Genomic DNA, 14211 nt, shown 5'->3' on the forward strand with positions numbered 1-14211 from the left:
GCGCTAGTTTACCTTTAAACAGGAGGAAAACGTGGGCGAGAAACGGACACTTCGAGGCATGACATGGTCTGATCCGCGCGGATATGATCCGCTCGTAGCGGCCAGTGCGGCCTTCGCGCAAAGCCACCCTGACGTGAACATCACATGGGACAAGCGGTCACTCCAAGGCTTTGAAAGCACACCCGTCGACAGCCTTGCACGCGACTACGACCTCATGATTATCGACCACCCACATGTTGGTGCGATCGTCGACGAAGGGTGCCTGTTGCCGATCGACCTGCACGGCAACCAAGACGCTTTGAAACGCTTGGAAGCACAAACCGTCGGAAAGAGTTTTCACAGCTATTTTTATTCAGGACACCAATGGGCACTGCCCGTTGATGCCGCCTGTCAGGTGCAGGCCATTCGCAGAGACCTCATTCCGCGCCCGCTGACAACCTATGCGCAGGTCATCGAAATGGCGCAAGCGGGGGGTGTTGTCTGGCCCCTGCGCCCACCCCATGTCCTCATGTCATTCTTCACACTCGTCGCCAATCTTGGCGCAGCCTTTCCCGTGACACGTGGCACGCCAATCGATCGCTCGGCGGGACTTACCGCCTTGGTCACAATGCACGCGCTCTACGAGGCTGTTGATCCAGCGTGCCGCAATATGGACCCTATCGCCGCATTGGACGCCTTGGCCGATGGCGACCGCTTTGCTCTTTGCCCGCTCACCTATCTCTATGCCCCCTACTCAGCCGAAGGATACCGCGCCCACACCGTCGCGTTCCACGACATGCCAAGCCTCGGCACCTCTGGGCCTCTTGGCTCGGCATTAGGCGGCACGGGCATCGCCATTTCGGCCCGAACAGCCCATCCCGACCTGTGTACCGAGTTTGCCCTCTGGGTCGCCTCGGACACGGTTCAGAGCGGGCTTTATGCGCAAAACAACGGCCAGCCGGGGAATGCGGCAGCGTGGGGAGACCCGAAAACAAACGCCGCTGTCGGAAACGCCTATGCCAACACCCGCATGACCCATGAGGCCGCATGGCTGCGGCCGCGCCACGCGGGATACATGGGATTTCAAGAGGAAGGATCTCACATCCTGCTAGATGCGCTTTCAGGCAAAACATCTCACATCTCCGCCCTCGACGCCCTCCAAACCCGCTTTGATGAAAGCTTCGCGACATGACCGACACCCTCCCTCTCAAAGGCCTCAAAGTCCTCGACTTTTCGCAATTCCTCGCAGGGCCGTATTGCGCCCTCAAACTCGCGGACCTAGGCGCGGAGGTGGTCAAAGTGGAACGGTCGGGGACGGGCGATCTGTCACGCTACCTCTATTTGACCGACACAAAAATCGCGGGCGAAAGCACCATTTTTCACGCGATCAATCGCAACAAACGCTCGGTTGCGGTCAACCTAAAATCCGAAGCCGACAAGGAGGCATTGCGGGCTCTCATCAAGGACGCCGATGTGGTGTTACAAAATTTTCGCCCCGGCGTGATGGAGCGATTGGGGTTCGGTTACGAGGCGGTAAAAGCCCTCAACCCGACCGTGGTTTACGGCACTGTCACAGGCTACGGCTCAAACGGTCCGTGGGTCGACCTGCCGGGGCAAGACCTGCTCGCACAGGCCCGCTCTGGTGTCATGTGGCTTTCGGGCGGCTGCGACGACGGTCCCGTGGCAATGGGGTTACCTATCGCAGACGTTCTCGCGGGGGCTTCCCTCACCCACGGCATTCTCGCGCTCTTGTACCGTCGCGCCACGCAAGGGATCGGCGGACAGGTGGAAACCTCCCTCATCGAAGCTCTGGCCGACCTGCAATTCGAGCTACTCACCACATGGTTCAATGACGGAGGCCGCACGCCAAAGCGGTCCGCCAACAACCCCGCTCACGCCTATCTCGCGGCCCCCTACGGGGTCTACGCCACCTCTGACGGGCATGTGGCTATCGCAATGGGCAAGCTCGACCTTCTGGCGCAAATCACAGGACTGGACACCGCCACTGCCAATCTCGACGCCTTTACAGAGCGCGATGCGATCAAGGCAGGTTTGGCCACCCGCCTCAAAACCGCGCCCACCGAAACGTGGATGACCAAATTTGTCGACGCCGACATTTGGGCTGCTCCTGTGATGGATTGGGACGGCGTGATGCAAAGCGGCGTATTGGACACACTCGATATGGTCCAAGATATTTCGCGCGGCGATATGGCGATGAAAACCACTAAACTGCCGCTGCGCATTGACGGGACGCGACCCACATCCGCGCGCGCGGCCCCCGAGCTAGGTGATGCCAATGACCTGCTCGAAACGGGATGGTAGGCGTCCTCCCCCAGAGCCTCACCACCCCAAACAAAAAGCCCGCAGTCACCTGCGGGCTTTTTCAATTCTAATGTCAGCTTTGCGACTTAGACGTCTGCGACACAGACTTGGCTTTGCGTACCAAGTTTCTCAATGCCAAGCTCAACCTTATCGCCCACTTTCAGATAGCGTGGCGGGTTGAAGCCAAGACCCACACCGGGAGGTGTGCCGGTGGAAATGATGTCACCTGGCTCAAGCGTAAAGAACTGCGACAGGTAGGAGACGAGGAACGGAACGCGATAGACCATCGTGGCAGACGAGCCATCCTGAACGCGCTCGCCATTGACCTCTAGCCACATGCCCAAGTTGTTAAAATCGCCAACCTCATCAGGCGTCACAAGCCACGGACCTGTTGGGCCGAAGTTGTCCGACGACTTGCCCTTGACCCACTGGCCAGAGCGCTCGATCTGGAACGCCCGCTCGGACACATCGTTGATCAGGCAAAAGCCCGCAACGTGATCCATCGCATCCTCTTCGGAAACGTATTTCGCGGCTTTACCGATGACGAAGCCAAGCTCGACTTCCCAGTCGGTTTTCTCGGACCCGCGCGGGATAATGATCGGATCGTTAGGACCACAGATCGCCGACGTGAATTTCGCGAACATGACGGGTTCTGGCGGAACTTCGAGACCCGATTCAGCGGCGTGATCGGCGTAGTTCAAGCCGATGCAAATGAATTTTCGAGTGCCGCCAACGCAAGCGCCCAAGCGTGGATTGCCCTCAACGAGAGGCAGAGACTCAGGGTCGATGTCCTTGAGTGCCGATAGGTTAACGAGAACATCACCCGCGATATCAGCTACATGTGCCGACAGGTCGCGCAGGTTTCCATCATTATCGACCAGAGCGGGCTTCTCTGCGCCGCGTTCGCCGTAACGTGCGAGTTTCATATCTGTATTTCCTTTTTCTTGACGACTTAAGCGGTCCACCCGCCGTCGATAACATGCACTTGTCCCGTGGTGAAGCTGCTCTCGTCAGAAGCGAGATAAGCAACGAGGGCCGCGATTTCGTCGGGTTGACCAATACGGCCCATAGGCTGACGCGCAATGAAGGCCGCCATGGCGCCCTCATAGTCGCCCGTGTCGCGCAAACGCTGATGCAATGACGGGCTGTCAACCGTGCCGGGGGCAATGGCGTTACAGCGTACACCCTTGGTCACATAGTCATTGGCAACGGCGAGCGTCATACCTGCCACGGCCGCCTTGGACGCCGAATAGATCAGGCGATTAACGGGGCCGGTGATGGGGCCCGCCACAGACGACATATTGATGATAGAGCCTTTGCCCTGTTCCAACATCGCGGGCAAGAAGGCGCGGATCATGCGAAACTGTGCCTTGGCATTCAGATCGAACGCCAGATCCCATTCCTCTTCGGTGGCCTCCAAAATGGTGCCCCCATGCACGATGCCCGCACAGTTGAACAACACATCGGCGGTGCCAACCTTTGCAGCAAAGGCGGTAATTGCATCGCCATCCAGAACGTTGAGGTGATGCGCCTCGATCCCGTCGATCTGCGCCAATTCGGCCAAAGCGGCCTCATTTATATCGGTCGCGATCACCCGAGCACCCTCAGAGGCCATGCGCTCCGCTGAGGCGCGCCCGATCCCTTGTCCTGCTGCCGTCACGACGCAGGTCTTATTTGCCAGTCTTTTCATTGTTCTCTCCTCATACTCGGCTCGGCAAACATGCCGGACCGATGGGCTCAAAAGTCTTATACGTCAAAATGAACTCACGGTGTCCAAGTGCCTCCGACGCAGATGGTATACCATTTGAAATTGAAATGACCAGATCACGAATTTCGCGACCCACCTGTTCAATTGTGCGCCGTCCTTCGATGATGTCGCCTGCGTTCACATCCATATCCCCCGCAAGGGCGCGGTAGGTGTCTGGATTGGCGCAAATCTTGATCACGGGGGAGATGGCAGAGCCCACAACAGAGCCACGCCCTGTCACGAACAGGCTCAAATGCGCCCCGCTTGCGATCATCTCGACAATTTCGGCATTGTCGGAAATGTTGGGAAAGCCGAACCGCACCTCACCATCGGGCACAACATCCATCAGATAGAGCCCCCCCGTGGGCGGCACATCACCCGGCTTGATCAGACCCGCAATGGGGCTGTCACCTGATTTGACATAGGCGCCAAGTGATTTTTCCTCGATGGTCGACAACCCGCCTGCTGCGTTACCTGCCGCAAATGAGCCGTAGCCAAGCGTGGCGTAATAGCGCTCTGCCTTATGCACGCTTTCGCGCAACTGTTGGCCCAATTCAGGCGTCACGGCCCGCTCGGCCATGATCTCCTCGCAGCCGATCAACTCGCCCGTTTCCTCGAAGATACAGGCAGCGCCCTCACCCACAAGCAAGTCAAACGCCTTGCCCGCCGCAGGGTTGCCAGAAATGCCAGAGGTGCCATCAGAGCCGCCACAAATTGTGCCAATCACCAACTCGTCGACACCCATCGGAACACGCTTGATCTGACCGACTTCGTCCAAAGCACCGCGCACCCAGTCGCGGGCCGCAGCAACTGTCGACGCTGTGCCGCCCGCCTTTTGGATCACCAGTGTTTTGACTGGCCGTCCCGAGGCCGCAACCGCATCAGAAGCGCGAACCTTGTCGAAACTTTCACAGCCCAAAGACACAAACAACACTGCGCCGACATTAGGGTGAGTGCACAGTTTCTCCATCATCTGTGCGGCGTATTCGTTTGGATAACACCCCGGAAATCCGATCAGTTGAACATCATCATCGGGGAAGCCTGCGACCACTTTGGAGGCGACAAAATGTGCGCATTCCACAAGATAGGCCACAAGCACCGTGTTGCGAATACCTTTACGCCCATCGGCGCGTGGGTAGCCTTGAAGGAGTGGAGCGGTCATTGCGATACCCCCGCGCTAAGACCATCGCCGTCTTGAAGCGCATGGGTCGGTGTATAGGCCGAACGGATATTGTGGATGTGAACATGCTCGCCCGCTGCGATGTCGCGAGTGGCGATGCCGATGGGCATACCGTATTTCAGGATTTTCGCCCCCTTCGAGATCTCGTGACGTGCAATCTTATGCGCCAACGGGATTGGTCGCGCGAGCTGCACCTCGGCAGTCTCAAGCATCACGCGCATCCCCTCAGGGGCGGCCTGTCGTGCCACCAAAACATTGTCGCTCTCATGGAGTAAAAGAAACGGACCCGTCACGATTTCATCTCCACCATGTAAATATGATCTGCAACCAAAGCCGTCTCACCCGTTTGCTTTGTCACCGTCAAACGCTCGATCACGCGACCATATCCGGGACGTTTTTCCATCACCTCTTTGGCGGTGATCTCAACGCGGCTTTTGATCGTGTCACCAATGAACACGGGCTTCACAAATCGCAGACGGTCATAGCCATAAGAAAAGGCCACAGGATTGATCATCGTCGCGGTCAAACCGACGCCAATAGTGAACACCATTGTGCCATGCGCAATGCGTTGGCCGAACGGCAGCGTTTTGCAAAACTCCGCATCAAGGTGGTGTGGAAAGAAGTCCCCCGAATGACCCGCATGCACCACAAAATCGGTCTCTGTGATCGTGCGCCCGACTGTGTCGCGGGCCTCACCGATCTCGTAATCTTCATAGTATTTGACCTGCTCAAGCATCAGGCGCCTCCTTGATTGGGTGCATTGGTTGTTCCGAGCTTTCATAGGCCGCCTCCACGAGCGCCATCGTATGCCACGCATCATCCGCGGCACCTTCCAGTTGCGGATCAAGCCCCGCCGCGAACCGTTGCACCTGTGCAAACCGCCCGTGAAAAGCAGCGATAAACCAGTCCCCCACGAGCGACACCTGCCGCCATTCTCCGTCGGTGTTGAGCCAAAGCTCATCGGGTTCACCATTGGGGTAATCGAGGTTCACGCCGAGCTTCATATAGGCCGCGCCCTTGGTCCCGCAGATGCGGAATTCACAGGCCTGGAATTTACGCCCGAACGCGTGATTATGGTTGATCGACAAGACACAGCGCACGGCATCACCGTAGTCGAGCATCATCGACGTGCGGGTATTTGAAACGGTTGAGGACGGATGCCCCATCGTCTTGGCATGAATGCCCACAGGATTGCCCAGAATGTCGCGCACAAAATCGAGGTAGTGGATCGAGTGCAGCAGGATTTCCACCCTAGGCAGGTCGGCAAGAAACGCCCATAAGTGCCACGGTGTATCAAGGGCCAGCCACGCATCGAAATCGACCACATCGCCAAGCAGCCCTTGGTCAATCGCATCCTTGAGCGCGAGCGACATAGGCGCGAACCGCAATTGGAAATTCACCGCCGCATGTAGCCCTTTGCGCTTCACGATCCGCATAATCGCATCGGCCTGCGCAAGATCCGACCCAAGGGGTTTTTGAATGATCGCAGTCGCGCCATCGGGCAGTGCCTCAAGCAGAGTGGCAATCGCAGCAGGTGGAACGGCCAGGTCATAGACCACACCACCCACATCCACCGCGTCCTCAAGGGTCGCAAAAGCTGTTGTGCCCCACGCCTCGGCCACTGCGCGGGCCTTTGCCAAATCAGGATCGTAAATCCCCGCGATAGGCACGCCGAGATCGCGATACGCGGGCAGATGTGCATCGGTTACAATCGACCCCGCGCCGAAGATCACCACAGGGATCGGCGTATCGGGCATGTCGACGGTTTGACGCAAAGTGGTGAGGTCAGCCATGGTGAAAGACCTCTTCCATCTCGGCCCACCATTCACCCTCGGCGCGCGTCTCCAAGGGACGTTGGAGCGGCATACAGACATCCCACCATTTCTGCGTCACAGGATCAGCGGCCATTTTCGCCATATCCGCGTCGAAGTCTGTCCCGACATATTCGAAATAGGCGAACATCACGTTTTCAGGCTCGCGCAAAAAGATCGAATAGTTACGGATGTTGCAGGCGGTGATCATCTCGAGCACCTGAGGCCAGACCTCCGCATGAAGTTTTTTGTATTCCGCGACGGCCTCTGCGCCGATGCCAATCACCTGTCCGTGGCGTTGCATGTCAGCTCTCCTTGATCTCGAATGCGCTGCCCGCACTGGTGAGCGCCGTAAGCTTGTCATGGTCCCAATCAATGCCGATCCCCGCACGTGTAGGGGCGAGCGCCATGCCGCCGTCGCGCCCCATAGGAGCGGCCACATCATCAAGCTGAGGGATAAATTCCAACCACGGCGCATTGGGAACCGCGCACACCAGACTGACGTGCAATTCCATCAAGAAATGCGGGCAGATCGCGATGTTATGCGCTTCGGCCATATGCGCGATTTTGAGCCACGGTGTGATGCCGCCCACCCGCGCCACATCAGCCTGAACGATCCCGCAGGCCCCCTGCGCGATGTAGTCGGCAAACTGGCCGGCGGAATACAGGCTTTCACCCACAGCAACAGGCACCCGGGATCCCTCTTGCAATCGGGCATGTCCCGCAATGTCGTCCGAGGGCAAAGGCTCTTCGAACCACGCGATATTCAGTGTTTCCATCATCGGCACACGGCGCAGAGCCTCCGCAGCCGTCATCGACTGATTGGCGTCCGTCATAATTTCATAATCGGGACCAAGCGCGTCACGCACTGCGCCTAGACGCGCCTCATCTCCCGCTACCGTCGGAGTGCCGATTTTGACTTTCGAGCCTTTGAAACCCTGCTCACGAGCGGCAAGAGCGTCCTCCACAAGCGCCTCTGGCGAGATATGCAACCACCCGCCCTCGGTCGTATACATGGGCACCGACGCCTTCGCCCCTCCCGCCAGTTGGTGCAACGGCAACCCTGATTTCAATCCGCGCATATCCCATAGTGCTGTGTCAATCGCGGCCAGCGCCAGCGACATGATCGGCCCCACTGCGGTGGCGTGCGAACAAAACAACAAGTCGCGCCAGATCGCCTCGATGCAAGCAGCTTCCTGCCCCATCAATCGCGGCAGAAGCGTTTGCTTTAGCAACGCCAAAACCGACGGACCGCCGTCGCCGATGGTATAGGAATATCCCATACCTCGTGCACCATCACGATCCCAAAGCTCGACAAAAATCGTCTCTTGGGATTTGAACGACTGAATTGCATCTGTGCGCAGAACCTTAGGCTTAAGGTCCACCATAAAGGCGCGCGCATGGGTGATTTTCGCCATCGTCTAGCCTTTCAGCGCAGCGCCTGTTCCGGCGTCAAAGAGGTGGCATTTGTCGAGGGTGATCTGGAACATCATCCGTTCGCCAAGAGAGACAGGACGCGGGTTCAGCATCTTGGCCTGCACTTCTTTGCCTGCAATCTCTGCAAACAAAACGGTCTCGGTGCCAAGAGGCTCGGTAAGGTTCACCGTCATTTCGATCTCGCACATGTGCTCCGTCGGAGGGAGGGAATGGCCAACAGGCATAATGTTGTCTGCACGCACACCAAATTGCACGGCCTGCCCTTCGGATGCCGAACACAGAGGAGGAACGGGAACTTCGGTGCCGTCAGTCAGGACAACATTCCCGCCCTTCACTACACCGTCGAGCAGGTTCATAGGCGGCGAACCAATGAACGTTGCCACGAAGGTGTTTCTTGGATTTTCGAAAACATCCAAAGGCGTGCCGATTTGTTCAATATAGCCATCGCGCATGATGACAATACGGTCGGCAAGCGTCATGGCCTCGACCTGATCGTGGGTCACATAAACGATGGTAGAAGATACTTTGTGGTGCAGCTTTTTGATCTCCACCCGCATCTGGGTGCGCAGCTTGGCATCCAGATTCGACAGCGGCTCATCAAAGAGAAAGACCTCCGGATGGCGCACAATTGCACGCCCCATAGCGACCCGTTGGCGTTGCCCACCCGACAGCGCACCGGGCTTGCGATCCAACAGGGGCGTCAGCGACAGAATTTCCGCGGCCTCATCGACCGCCACTGAAATTTCGTCCTGAGGTCGCTTGGCGATTTTGAGCGAGAAACCAAGGTTTTCGCGCACCGTCATATGCGGGTAGAGCGCATAGTTCTGGAACACCATCGAGATGTTTCGGTCGCGCGGCGGCAGATCATTGACGACCTGATCCCCGATCAGAATTTCCCCACCCGAAATGTCTTCCAACCCTGCAATCATGCGCAGCGTTGTGGATTTCCCGCAACCAGACGGGCCGACCAGAACAACGAATTCGTTATCTTCAATGTCGAGATTGATAGAATGGACGACTTCGAGATTGCCGTATTTTTTGACCACATCACGCAGATGAACTTGAGCCATAGTTTTATCCTTTCACGCCGCCAAAAGTGAGGCCGGCAATGAGGTGTTTTTGGACGAGGAACGTGAGGATGAGCGCAGGAATGATCATCAAAACCGCAAGCGCACACATGCCGCCCCAATTAAGTGTAAATTCGGATGTGAAATCCAAAAGGCCGACGGGCATGGTTTTCGACGTCGTGGACCGCGTGAGCTGTGAGGCCAGTGCGTATTCGTTCCATGAGGTCAAAAAGGCAAAAATACCCGCCGATGCGATGCCCGATTTGGCCACGGGGAACTCGACGCGCCAGAAGGCCTGCCACCGCGTACAACCATCAATCTCGGCGGCTTCGGCCAATTCAGGCGGCACCTGGCGAAAGAAGCCGTCAATCAGCCAGATTGTGAACGGTACGTTCATCGCGACATAGGCAAGGATCATGCCAAAGTGCGTATCTATTATGCCAACGCGGGCAAAAATGATAAACAGCGGCAGCGACAAGGCCACACCCGGAACAGCACGCGTTACCATCAGACCGACAAAAATGGCGCCTTTAAATTTGAACTTGAAGCGCGCAAAGGCATAGCCACCGCTCATCCCAACAAGAAGCGCGATCACCGTCGAGGTCACGGAGATAATGAGCGAGTTACGGAAGTAGGTCAGCACAGGCACCCCACCTTCACCCGCACCGCCGAACATCGCACGGTAGTGGTCAAGGTTGAGGTCATTGGGAATCCAGACCGGCGGTTTAGCCATGATTTCGACCGTCGGGCGGAACGAGTTCAGCACGATCCATAGGCCAGGCACACACAGCACCATCATCGCCATAAACAGTCCAAAGAAGTGAAGCGCCTTGAGCATGCGCTTGCGATTACGGTGGGTCACGTTGCTCGCCATGATTTACACCCCCATCCCAAGTTCGGCTCGCGCCGACGTCAGTTTCTTGAAAAAGTAGACGGTGAAGAAAATCGCGAGGAAAATGGAGATATAACCCATCGCATTGGCGTAGCCCATTTTCGCGTCCACATATCCCGTTCGCCCTATTAAGGTCCAAATGAGTTCTGTACGTCGCGCAGGACCGCCGTTGGTCATGATCTGCACAATGTCATACGCGCGCGCCACGTCGAGTGACCGGATCGCCATTGCGATATAGATGAATGGCATCAAGAACGGCAAAGTGACGTATTTGAAAGTTTGGAACGGCGTACACCCGTCAACCTTTGCAGCCTCAAGCGGGTCTTGTGGAATGGCAAACAGCCCCGCGAGAATGAGGATCGCAAAGACCGATGTCGCGGTCCAGACCTCGGCAAAGATGATTGAGAACATCGCCAACTTTCCGTCAACAAGCCATGGAATAGCCCGTTCGGTCAAGCCTAGGGATTGCAGCGCATTGTTCACCAGACCGACGTTATCGTTGAAGATGAATTTGAATTGGAACCCTACAAGGATAGGGGAGAACATCATCGGAAACATCATGGCGGTGCGCAGCATCCGCTGTCCCCGCGTGACCTTTGAGACCATAAGCGCAAGGCCGAGACCCAACAGCATTTCGAGGTTCAGCGCGATAGTCAAAAGCAACACAGTACGACCGAATGCCGCCCAGAACTTCGCGTCTCCGATGGCCTTTTCGTAGTTAAACGTGCCGATCCACCGATAGAGAGTTTCGGGCCTCGTCAACTTATATGCCGTGAAACTCGAATAGAGCGACAGCACCAAAGGGATCAAGACAACGGCTGATAGAATGATGATGGCTGGCATCAAAAGGACCAACCACGGGGGTAGTTTTTTACGCTTCATTGGAACATCCCGAGGATTGGCATGATGCGACATGCCATGTCAGTAAGAGGTGGCGCGGAGATGATCCGCCGCGCCACCAAGAAGTGCGAAAGGCTTAGTAAACACCTTCTTCGCGCATCAGATCATCGACGGCCTCTTCGGCATCAGCCAAAGCCTCGTCCACAGTCTTGTCGCCAAGAATAGCCGCTTGCAGCTCTGGATAGATGAGGTTGGTCGCTTCAATCCACAGCGAGGTTGGCGGCACGGCAAAGGCTGTTGCTGCGGTCTCTTTGAATGCCGCAAGAACTTCCGAACGATACGGATCATCAGCAGCCTGCTCAGAGATATAGTCCCAAACAGCTGTGCGTGACGGCAGCGGGCCTGCGGCGCTTTCGAGCTTCTGACTGTCTTCGTTGGTCAGGAAGTCGACAAGCGATGCAGCCGCTTCTTTATGGGCGCAATCCTCAGTGACAGAGAAGCCGTGGAAGCCAGACCACCCTGTGCGCACGCCAGCCGAGCCTTTGGGCGCTGGAGCAACACCGACGTTGCCTGCAACTTTGGACGCCTCAGGATCGTTAAAGAACCCCGCCCAGCCTGGCCAATCAAGGTTGAGCGCGATGGTGCCAGATGCAAAACCGTTACCCAAATCGTCCCACAGGTAGTTCGTGGTGCCCGCAGGAACAGCGCTCGCTTCGTACAGATCAACGAACCATTGGAGCGCCTCTTTGCCAGCGTCCGAGTTGAACGCGGGAGAGAAGTCATCGTTGAACAGCTTGCCGCCGTCCGCAACGATCATCTCATAATAGCGACCCACAATGGCCTCATCTTTACCCGCATATTGCGTGCCATAGAAATTGGGGGGATCAGCAAAGAAAATCGCCTGATCTTTCAACTGTTCCCACGTTTCCGGCACAGCAAGTGCATAACCGTACTCCGCCTCAAACGCGGCCGCTTTGTCCGCATCCTCATAGAGATCTTTCTGGTAATAGAGCGCAGAGACGTCGAATTGCGCACGTGGCAACATGACGAGCTTGCCGTCTAGCGTCGCCGCAGAAATATTGGCCTGAACGAATTCAGCCACAGTCTCCGCAGGGATCAACCCTGTGAGATCCGTATAAAGAACGGGGTATTGCGAAGCGAAGGACGAGTGGTTGGACCCAACGCACCAGTTGGTCGTACCCGCAGCGATGTCGGATTTAAATTCCTTATCCAGCTCGAAGTGATTCTTTTTCGAGATGATTTTTACGGTGGCACCGGTCGCCGCTTCCCACTCGGGAATGCGCGCATAAAGTGCTTCATATTGCTGACCACCGATCAGCTTGGCTTCAATCGTGACGCCGTCAAATTCGCCCGCCTGCGCCGAAACGGCGACGCCGAGCATAAGTGCAGCAGCCGATACGCCACCTACAAAAGATTTCATTTTAGTCCTCCCGGTTATGCTGAGCCGTCTTTTTTGACGACCCGTTCTCATCTCCCAAATCCATTCACCCTCCCATTTGGTGAATTTTATATTCGGAAGCCTATTTCATATCTAAACTTGACTCTGAAATTGTGTCAAGGTGATCTCGGAAAAGAATTCAGTTAACCTGCACCGCAAAGACGCCATTCGGACAAGGAGCACCCCATGCTTATCGACACCCACCTCCACCTCGTAGATCGCACCCGCCTATCCTACCCGTGGCTGGAACAGGCACCTGCCCTGAATGCCGATTGGCCTTATGAGACTTACGCCGAAGCGGCCAAACGCCTCGGGATAACGGGCGCATTACATATGGAAGTGGATGTGGCCCCCACCGATATTGCGCGCGAGAACACATGGATTGGCGACTTGATGGTCAAAGACGGGTCACTCCTGCGTGGTGCCATCTCCTCTGCTCGCCCCGAAGACGATGGATTTGACGCGTTTCTTGACACACTCGACCTCACCATCGTCAAAGGCGTGCGGCGCGTCCTCCACGTCGTGTCCGACGACCTATCCCGATCCGAAACCTTTCGCGCCAATATCCGAAAACTCGGAGACCGCGGCCTCCCCTTTGATATCTGCATGCTCGCGCGCCAACTCGACATCGCGACAGAACTCGTGGACGCCTGCGAAGGGACCGAGTTCGTACTCGACCATTGCGGCGTCCCCGACATCGCGGGCGGGTCATACAAAGAATGGGCGGACGCAATTAGCCGTCTCGCAAAACGCCCCCATGTAAACGCCAAAATCTCAGGCATCACCGCCTACGCCACCCCCGACTGGACGCTCGACACCCTGCGCCCCTACGTCGAACACGTCATCGAATCCTTCGGATGGGATCGCGTCGTATGGGGATCGGACAGCCCCGTTTGCACCTTGAATGCCTCGCTTGATCGATGGGTGAAAGCAACACACGCCCTGACGTCTGGCGCCTCAGAAGACGAACGCGCCTTACTGTTTGCGTTCAATGCTGCCCGCATTTGGGACATCGCCTTGTGACGCATTCACAAGCGAGTCGAGATCGCGCAGGCGACCTCCTCACACACCCCCCCATCCCTGCGCCAGCGATGTTAGCGCCCACATATAGCCAAGGCCTCTTACCCTCTCATGCGGTCTTGGCCAGCCCCCTGCATTCAGCCACTCTCTAACCGCTTGCAAACACGCAAAGTTTTCAGTCCCGCTAAGGATATTTACAATAAATTTTCCAAATTGGTGAATTTGTTTACAAAAAAACGTAGCGTCAGCAATATCTTACACGCTTCTTGACAAAAACTCCGTTAAACCTCCCCCCTAGGAGGAGGTCCGTGAGCCACGGGCCTTGATACAGAGAATTTTTCAGGGAGCTTCCAATGTCCGATGAGACCCTCATAACAAAGCCAACCGCCGCGTTTACGGCCGATGCGCATATTGATCGCGCTGGTTATGATGAGATGTATGCGCGGTCTGTGTCTGA

The 14211-nt window shown here is 56.6% G+C and carries 15 protein-coding genes; 3 read left to right on the forward strand and 12 right to left on the reverse strand.

Features of this window, described 5'->3' with window-relative positions; all coding sequences use genetic code 11:
* Positions 1–31 precede the first annotated feature (31 nt).
* Together ACN0TS_RS14870 and ACN0TS_RS14875 are read left to right on the forward strand one after the other, a co-directional pair.
* Complete coding sequence (locus tag ACN0TS_RS14870; RefSeq protein ID WP_417260154.1) at positions 32–1171, forward strand: carbohydrate ABC transporter substrate-binding protein; 1140 nt, start codon at positions 32–34, stop codon at positions 1169–1171.
* On the forward strand, positions 1168–2301 hold the full coding sequence (locus tag ACN0TS_RS14875) for a CaiB/BaiF CoA transferase family protein (RefSeq protein WP_417260155.1): 1134 nt from the start codon (positions 1168–1170) through the stop codon (positions 2299–2301). The genes ACN0TS_RS14870 and ACN0TS_RS14875 overlap by 4 nt, the downstream gene beginning before the upstream one ends.
* A gap of 86 nt (positions 2302–2387) precedes the next feature.
* Here ACN0TS_RS14875 and ACN0TS_RS14880 read toward each other — a convergent pair whose 3' ends face one another.
* From ACN0TS_RS14880 to ACN0TS_RS14935, 12 genes are all read right to left on the reverse strand, one after another.
* Entirely contained in the window at positions 2388–3227 is an 840-nt protein-coding gene (locus ACN0TS_RS14880; protein ID WP_417260156.1) for a fumarylacetoacetate hydrolase family protein, read from the reverse strand.
* Positions 3228–3253: 26 nt separating this feature from the next.
* Positions 3254–3991 carry an SDR family oxidoreductase gene (locus tag ACN0TS_RS14885; RefSeq protein ID WP_417260157.1) on the reverse strand — a complete coding sequence of 246 codons (738 nt, stop codon included), beginning with the start codon at positions 3989–3991 and terminating at the stop codon, positions 3254–3256.
* Positions 3992–4001: 10 nt separating this feature from the next.
* Entirely contained in the window at positions 4002–5210 is a 1209-nt protein-coding gene (locus tag ACN0TS_RS14890) for a UxaA family hydrolase (protein ID WP_417260158.1), read from the reverse strand.
* Positions 5207–5521 (reverse strand): UxaA family hydrolase, encoded by a 315-nt coding sequence (locus tag ACN0TS_RS14895; RefSeq protein ID WP_417260159.1) that lies wholly within the window; start codon positions 5519–5521, stop codon positions 5207–5209. The genes ACN0TS_RS14890 and ACN0TS_RS14895 overlap by 4 nt, the downstream gene beginning before the upstream one ends.
* Positions 5518–5964 carry a MaoC family dehydratase gene (locus ACN0TS_RS14900; protein WP_417260160.1) on the reverse strand — a complete coding sequence of 149 codons (447 nt, stop codon included), beginning with the start codon at positions 5962–5964 and terminating at the stop codon, positions 5518–5520. Before ACN0TS_RS14900 ends, ACN0TS_RS14895 begins: the two co-directional genes overlap by 4 nt.
* Entirely contained in the window at positions 5957–7021 is a 1065-nt protein-coding gene (locus ACN0TS_RS14905; RefSeq protein WP_417260161.1) for a Gfo/Idh/MocA family protein, read from the reverse strand. The genes ACN0TS_RS14900 and ACN0TS_RS14905 overlap by 8 nt, the downstream gene beginning before the upstream one ends.
* Entirely contained in the window at positions 7014–7343 is a 330-nt protein-coding gene (locus tag ACN0TS_RS14910; protein ID WP_417260162.1) for an L-rhamnose mutarotase, read from the reverse strand. Before ACN0TS_RS14910 ends, ACN0TS_RS14905 begins: the two co-directional genes overlap by 8 nt.
* 1 nt (position 7344) lies before the next feature.
* A complete protein-coding gene (locus tag ACN0TS_RS14915) occupies positions 7345–8457 on the reverse strand; it encodes a mandelate racemase/muconate lactonizing enzyme family protein (RefSeq protein ID WP_417260163.1) in 1113 nt (370 codons plus the stop codon).
* Between the two features lie 3 nt (positions 8458–8460).
* Positions 8461–9546: an ABC transporter ATP-binding protein gene (locus ACN0TS_RS14920; RefSeq protein WP_417260164.1), complete on the reverse strand. Its 1086-nt coding sequence runs from the start codon at positions 9544–9546 to the stop codon at positions 8461–8463.
* 4 nt (positions 9547–9550) lie between these two features.
* Positions 9551–10417, reverse strand: a complete 867-nt coding sequence (locus tag ACN0TS_RS14925; RefSeq protein ID WP_417260165.1) for a carbohydrate ABC transporter permease — start codon at positions 10415–10417, stop codon at positions 9551–9553.
* Positions 10418–10420: 3 nt separating this feature from the next.
* Complete coding sequence (locus ACN0TS_RS14930; protein WP_417260166.1) at positions 10421–11317, reverse strand: carbohydrate ABC transporter permease; 897 nt, start codon at positions 11315–11317, stop codon at positions 10421–10423.
* A gap of 94 nt (positions 11318–11411) precedes the next feature.
* Positions 11412–12716 carry an ABC transporter substrate-binding protein gene (locus ACN0TS_RS14935; RefSeq protein WP_417260167.1) on the reverse strand — a complete coding sequence of 435 codons (1305 nt, stop codon included), beginning with the start codon at positions 12714–12716 and terminating at the stop codon, positions 11412–11414.
* A 204-nt stretch (positions 12717–12920) separates the two neighbouring features.
* Here ACN0TS_RS14935 and ACN0TS_RS14940 point away from each other — a divergent pair, with 204 nt between their 5' ends.
* Positions 12921–13757 (forward strand): amidohydrolase family protein, encoded by an 837-nt coding sequence (locus ACN0TS_RS14940; protein WP_417260168.1) that lies wholly within the window; start codon positions 12921–12923, stop codon positions 13755–13757.
* Positions 13758–14211: the final 454 nt, after the last annotated feature.

Source organism: Celeribacter sp. (assembly GCF_048266405.1).
Lineage (GTDB): Bacteria > Pseudomonadota > Alphaproteobacteria > Rhodobacterales > Rhodobacteraceae > Celeribacter.

Excerpts from the sequence above, each read along its gene's own strand:
- ACN0TS_RS14875 (WP_417260155.1), top strand. The coding sequence starts at position 1,168 with ATGACCGACACCCTCCCTCTCAAAGGCCTCAAAGTCCTCGACTTTTCG.
- ACN0TS_RS14880 (WP_417260156.1), bottom strand. The coding sequence starts at position 3,227 with ATGAAACTCGCACGTTACGGCGAACGCGGCGCAGAGAAGCCCGCTCTG.
- ACN0TS_RS14885 (WP_417260157.1), bottom strand. The coding sequence starts at position 3,991 with ATGAAAAGACTGGCAAATAAGACCTGCGTCGTGACGGCAGCAGGACAA.
- ACN0TS_RS14890 (WP_417260158.1), bottom strand. The coding sequence starts at position 5,210 with ATGACCGCTCCACTCCTTCAAGGCTACCCACGCGCCGATGGGCGTAAA.
- ACN0TS_RS14900 (WP_417260160.1), bottom strand. The coding sequence starts at position 5,964 with ATGCTTGAGCAGGTCAAATACTATGAAGATTACGAGATCGGTGAGGCC.
- ACN0TS_RS14905 (WP_417260161.1), bottom strand. The coding sequence starts at position 7,021 with ATGGCTGACCTCACCACTTTGCGTCAAACCGTCGACATGCCCGATACG.
- ACN0TS_RS14910 (WP_417260162.1), bottom strand. The coding sequence starts at position 7,343 with ATGCAACGCCACGGACAGGTGATTGGCATCGGCGCAGAGGCCGTCGCG.
- ACN0TS_RS14915 (WP_417260163.1), bottom strand. The coding sequence starts at position 8,457 with ATGGCGAAAATCACCCATGCGCGCGCCTTTATGGTGGACCTTAAGCCT.
- ACN0TS_RS14920 (WP_417260164.1), bottom strand. The coding sequence starts at position 9,546 with ATGGCTCAAGTTCATCTGCGTGATGTGGTCAAAAAATACGGCAATCTC.
- ACN0TS_RS14925 (WP_417260165.1), bottom strand. The coding sequence starts at position 10,417 with ATGGCGAGCAACGTGACCCACCGTAATCGCAAGCGCATGCTCAAGGCG.
- ACN0TS_RS14930 (WP_417260166.1), bottom strand. The coding sequence starts at position 11,317 with ATGAAGCGTAAAAAACTACCCCCGTGGTTGGTCCTTTTGATGCCAGCC.
- ACN0TS_RS14935 (WP_417260167.1), bottom strand. The coding sequence starts at position 12,716 with ATGAAATCTTTTGTAGGTGGCGTATCGGCTGCTGCACTTATGCTCGGC.
- ACN0TS_RS14940 (WP_417260168.1), top strand. The coding sequence starts at position 12,921 with ATGCTTATCGACACCCACCTCCACCTCGTAGATCGCACCCGCCTATCC.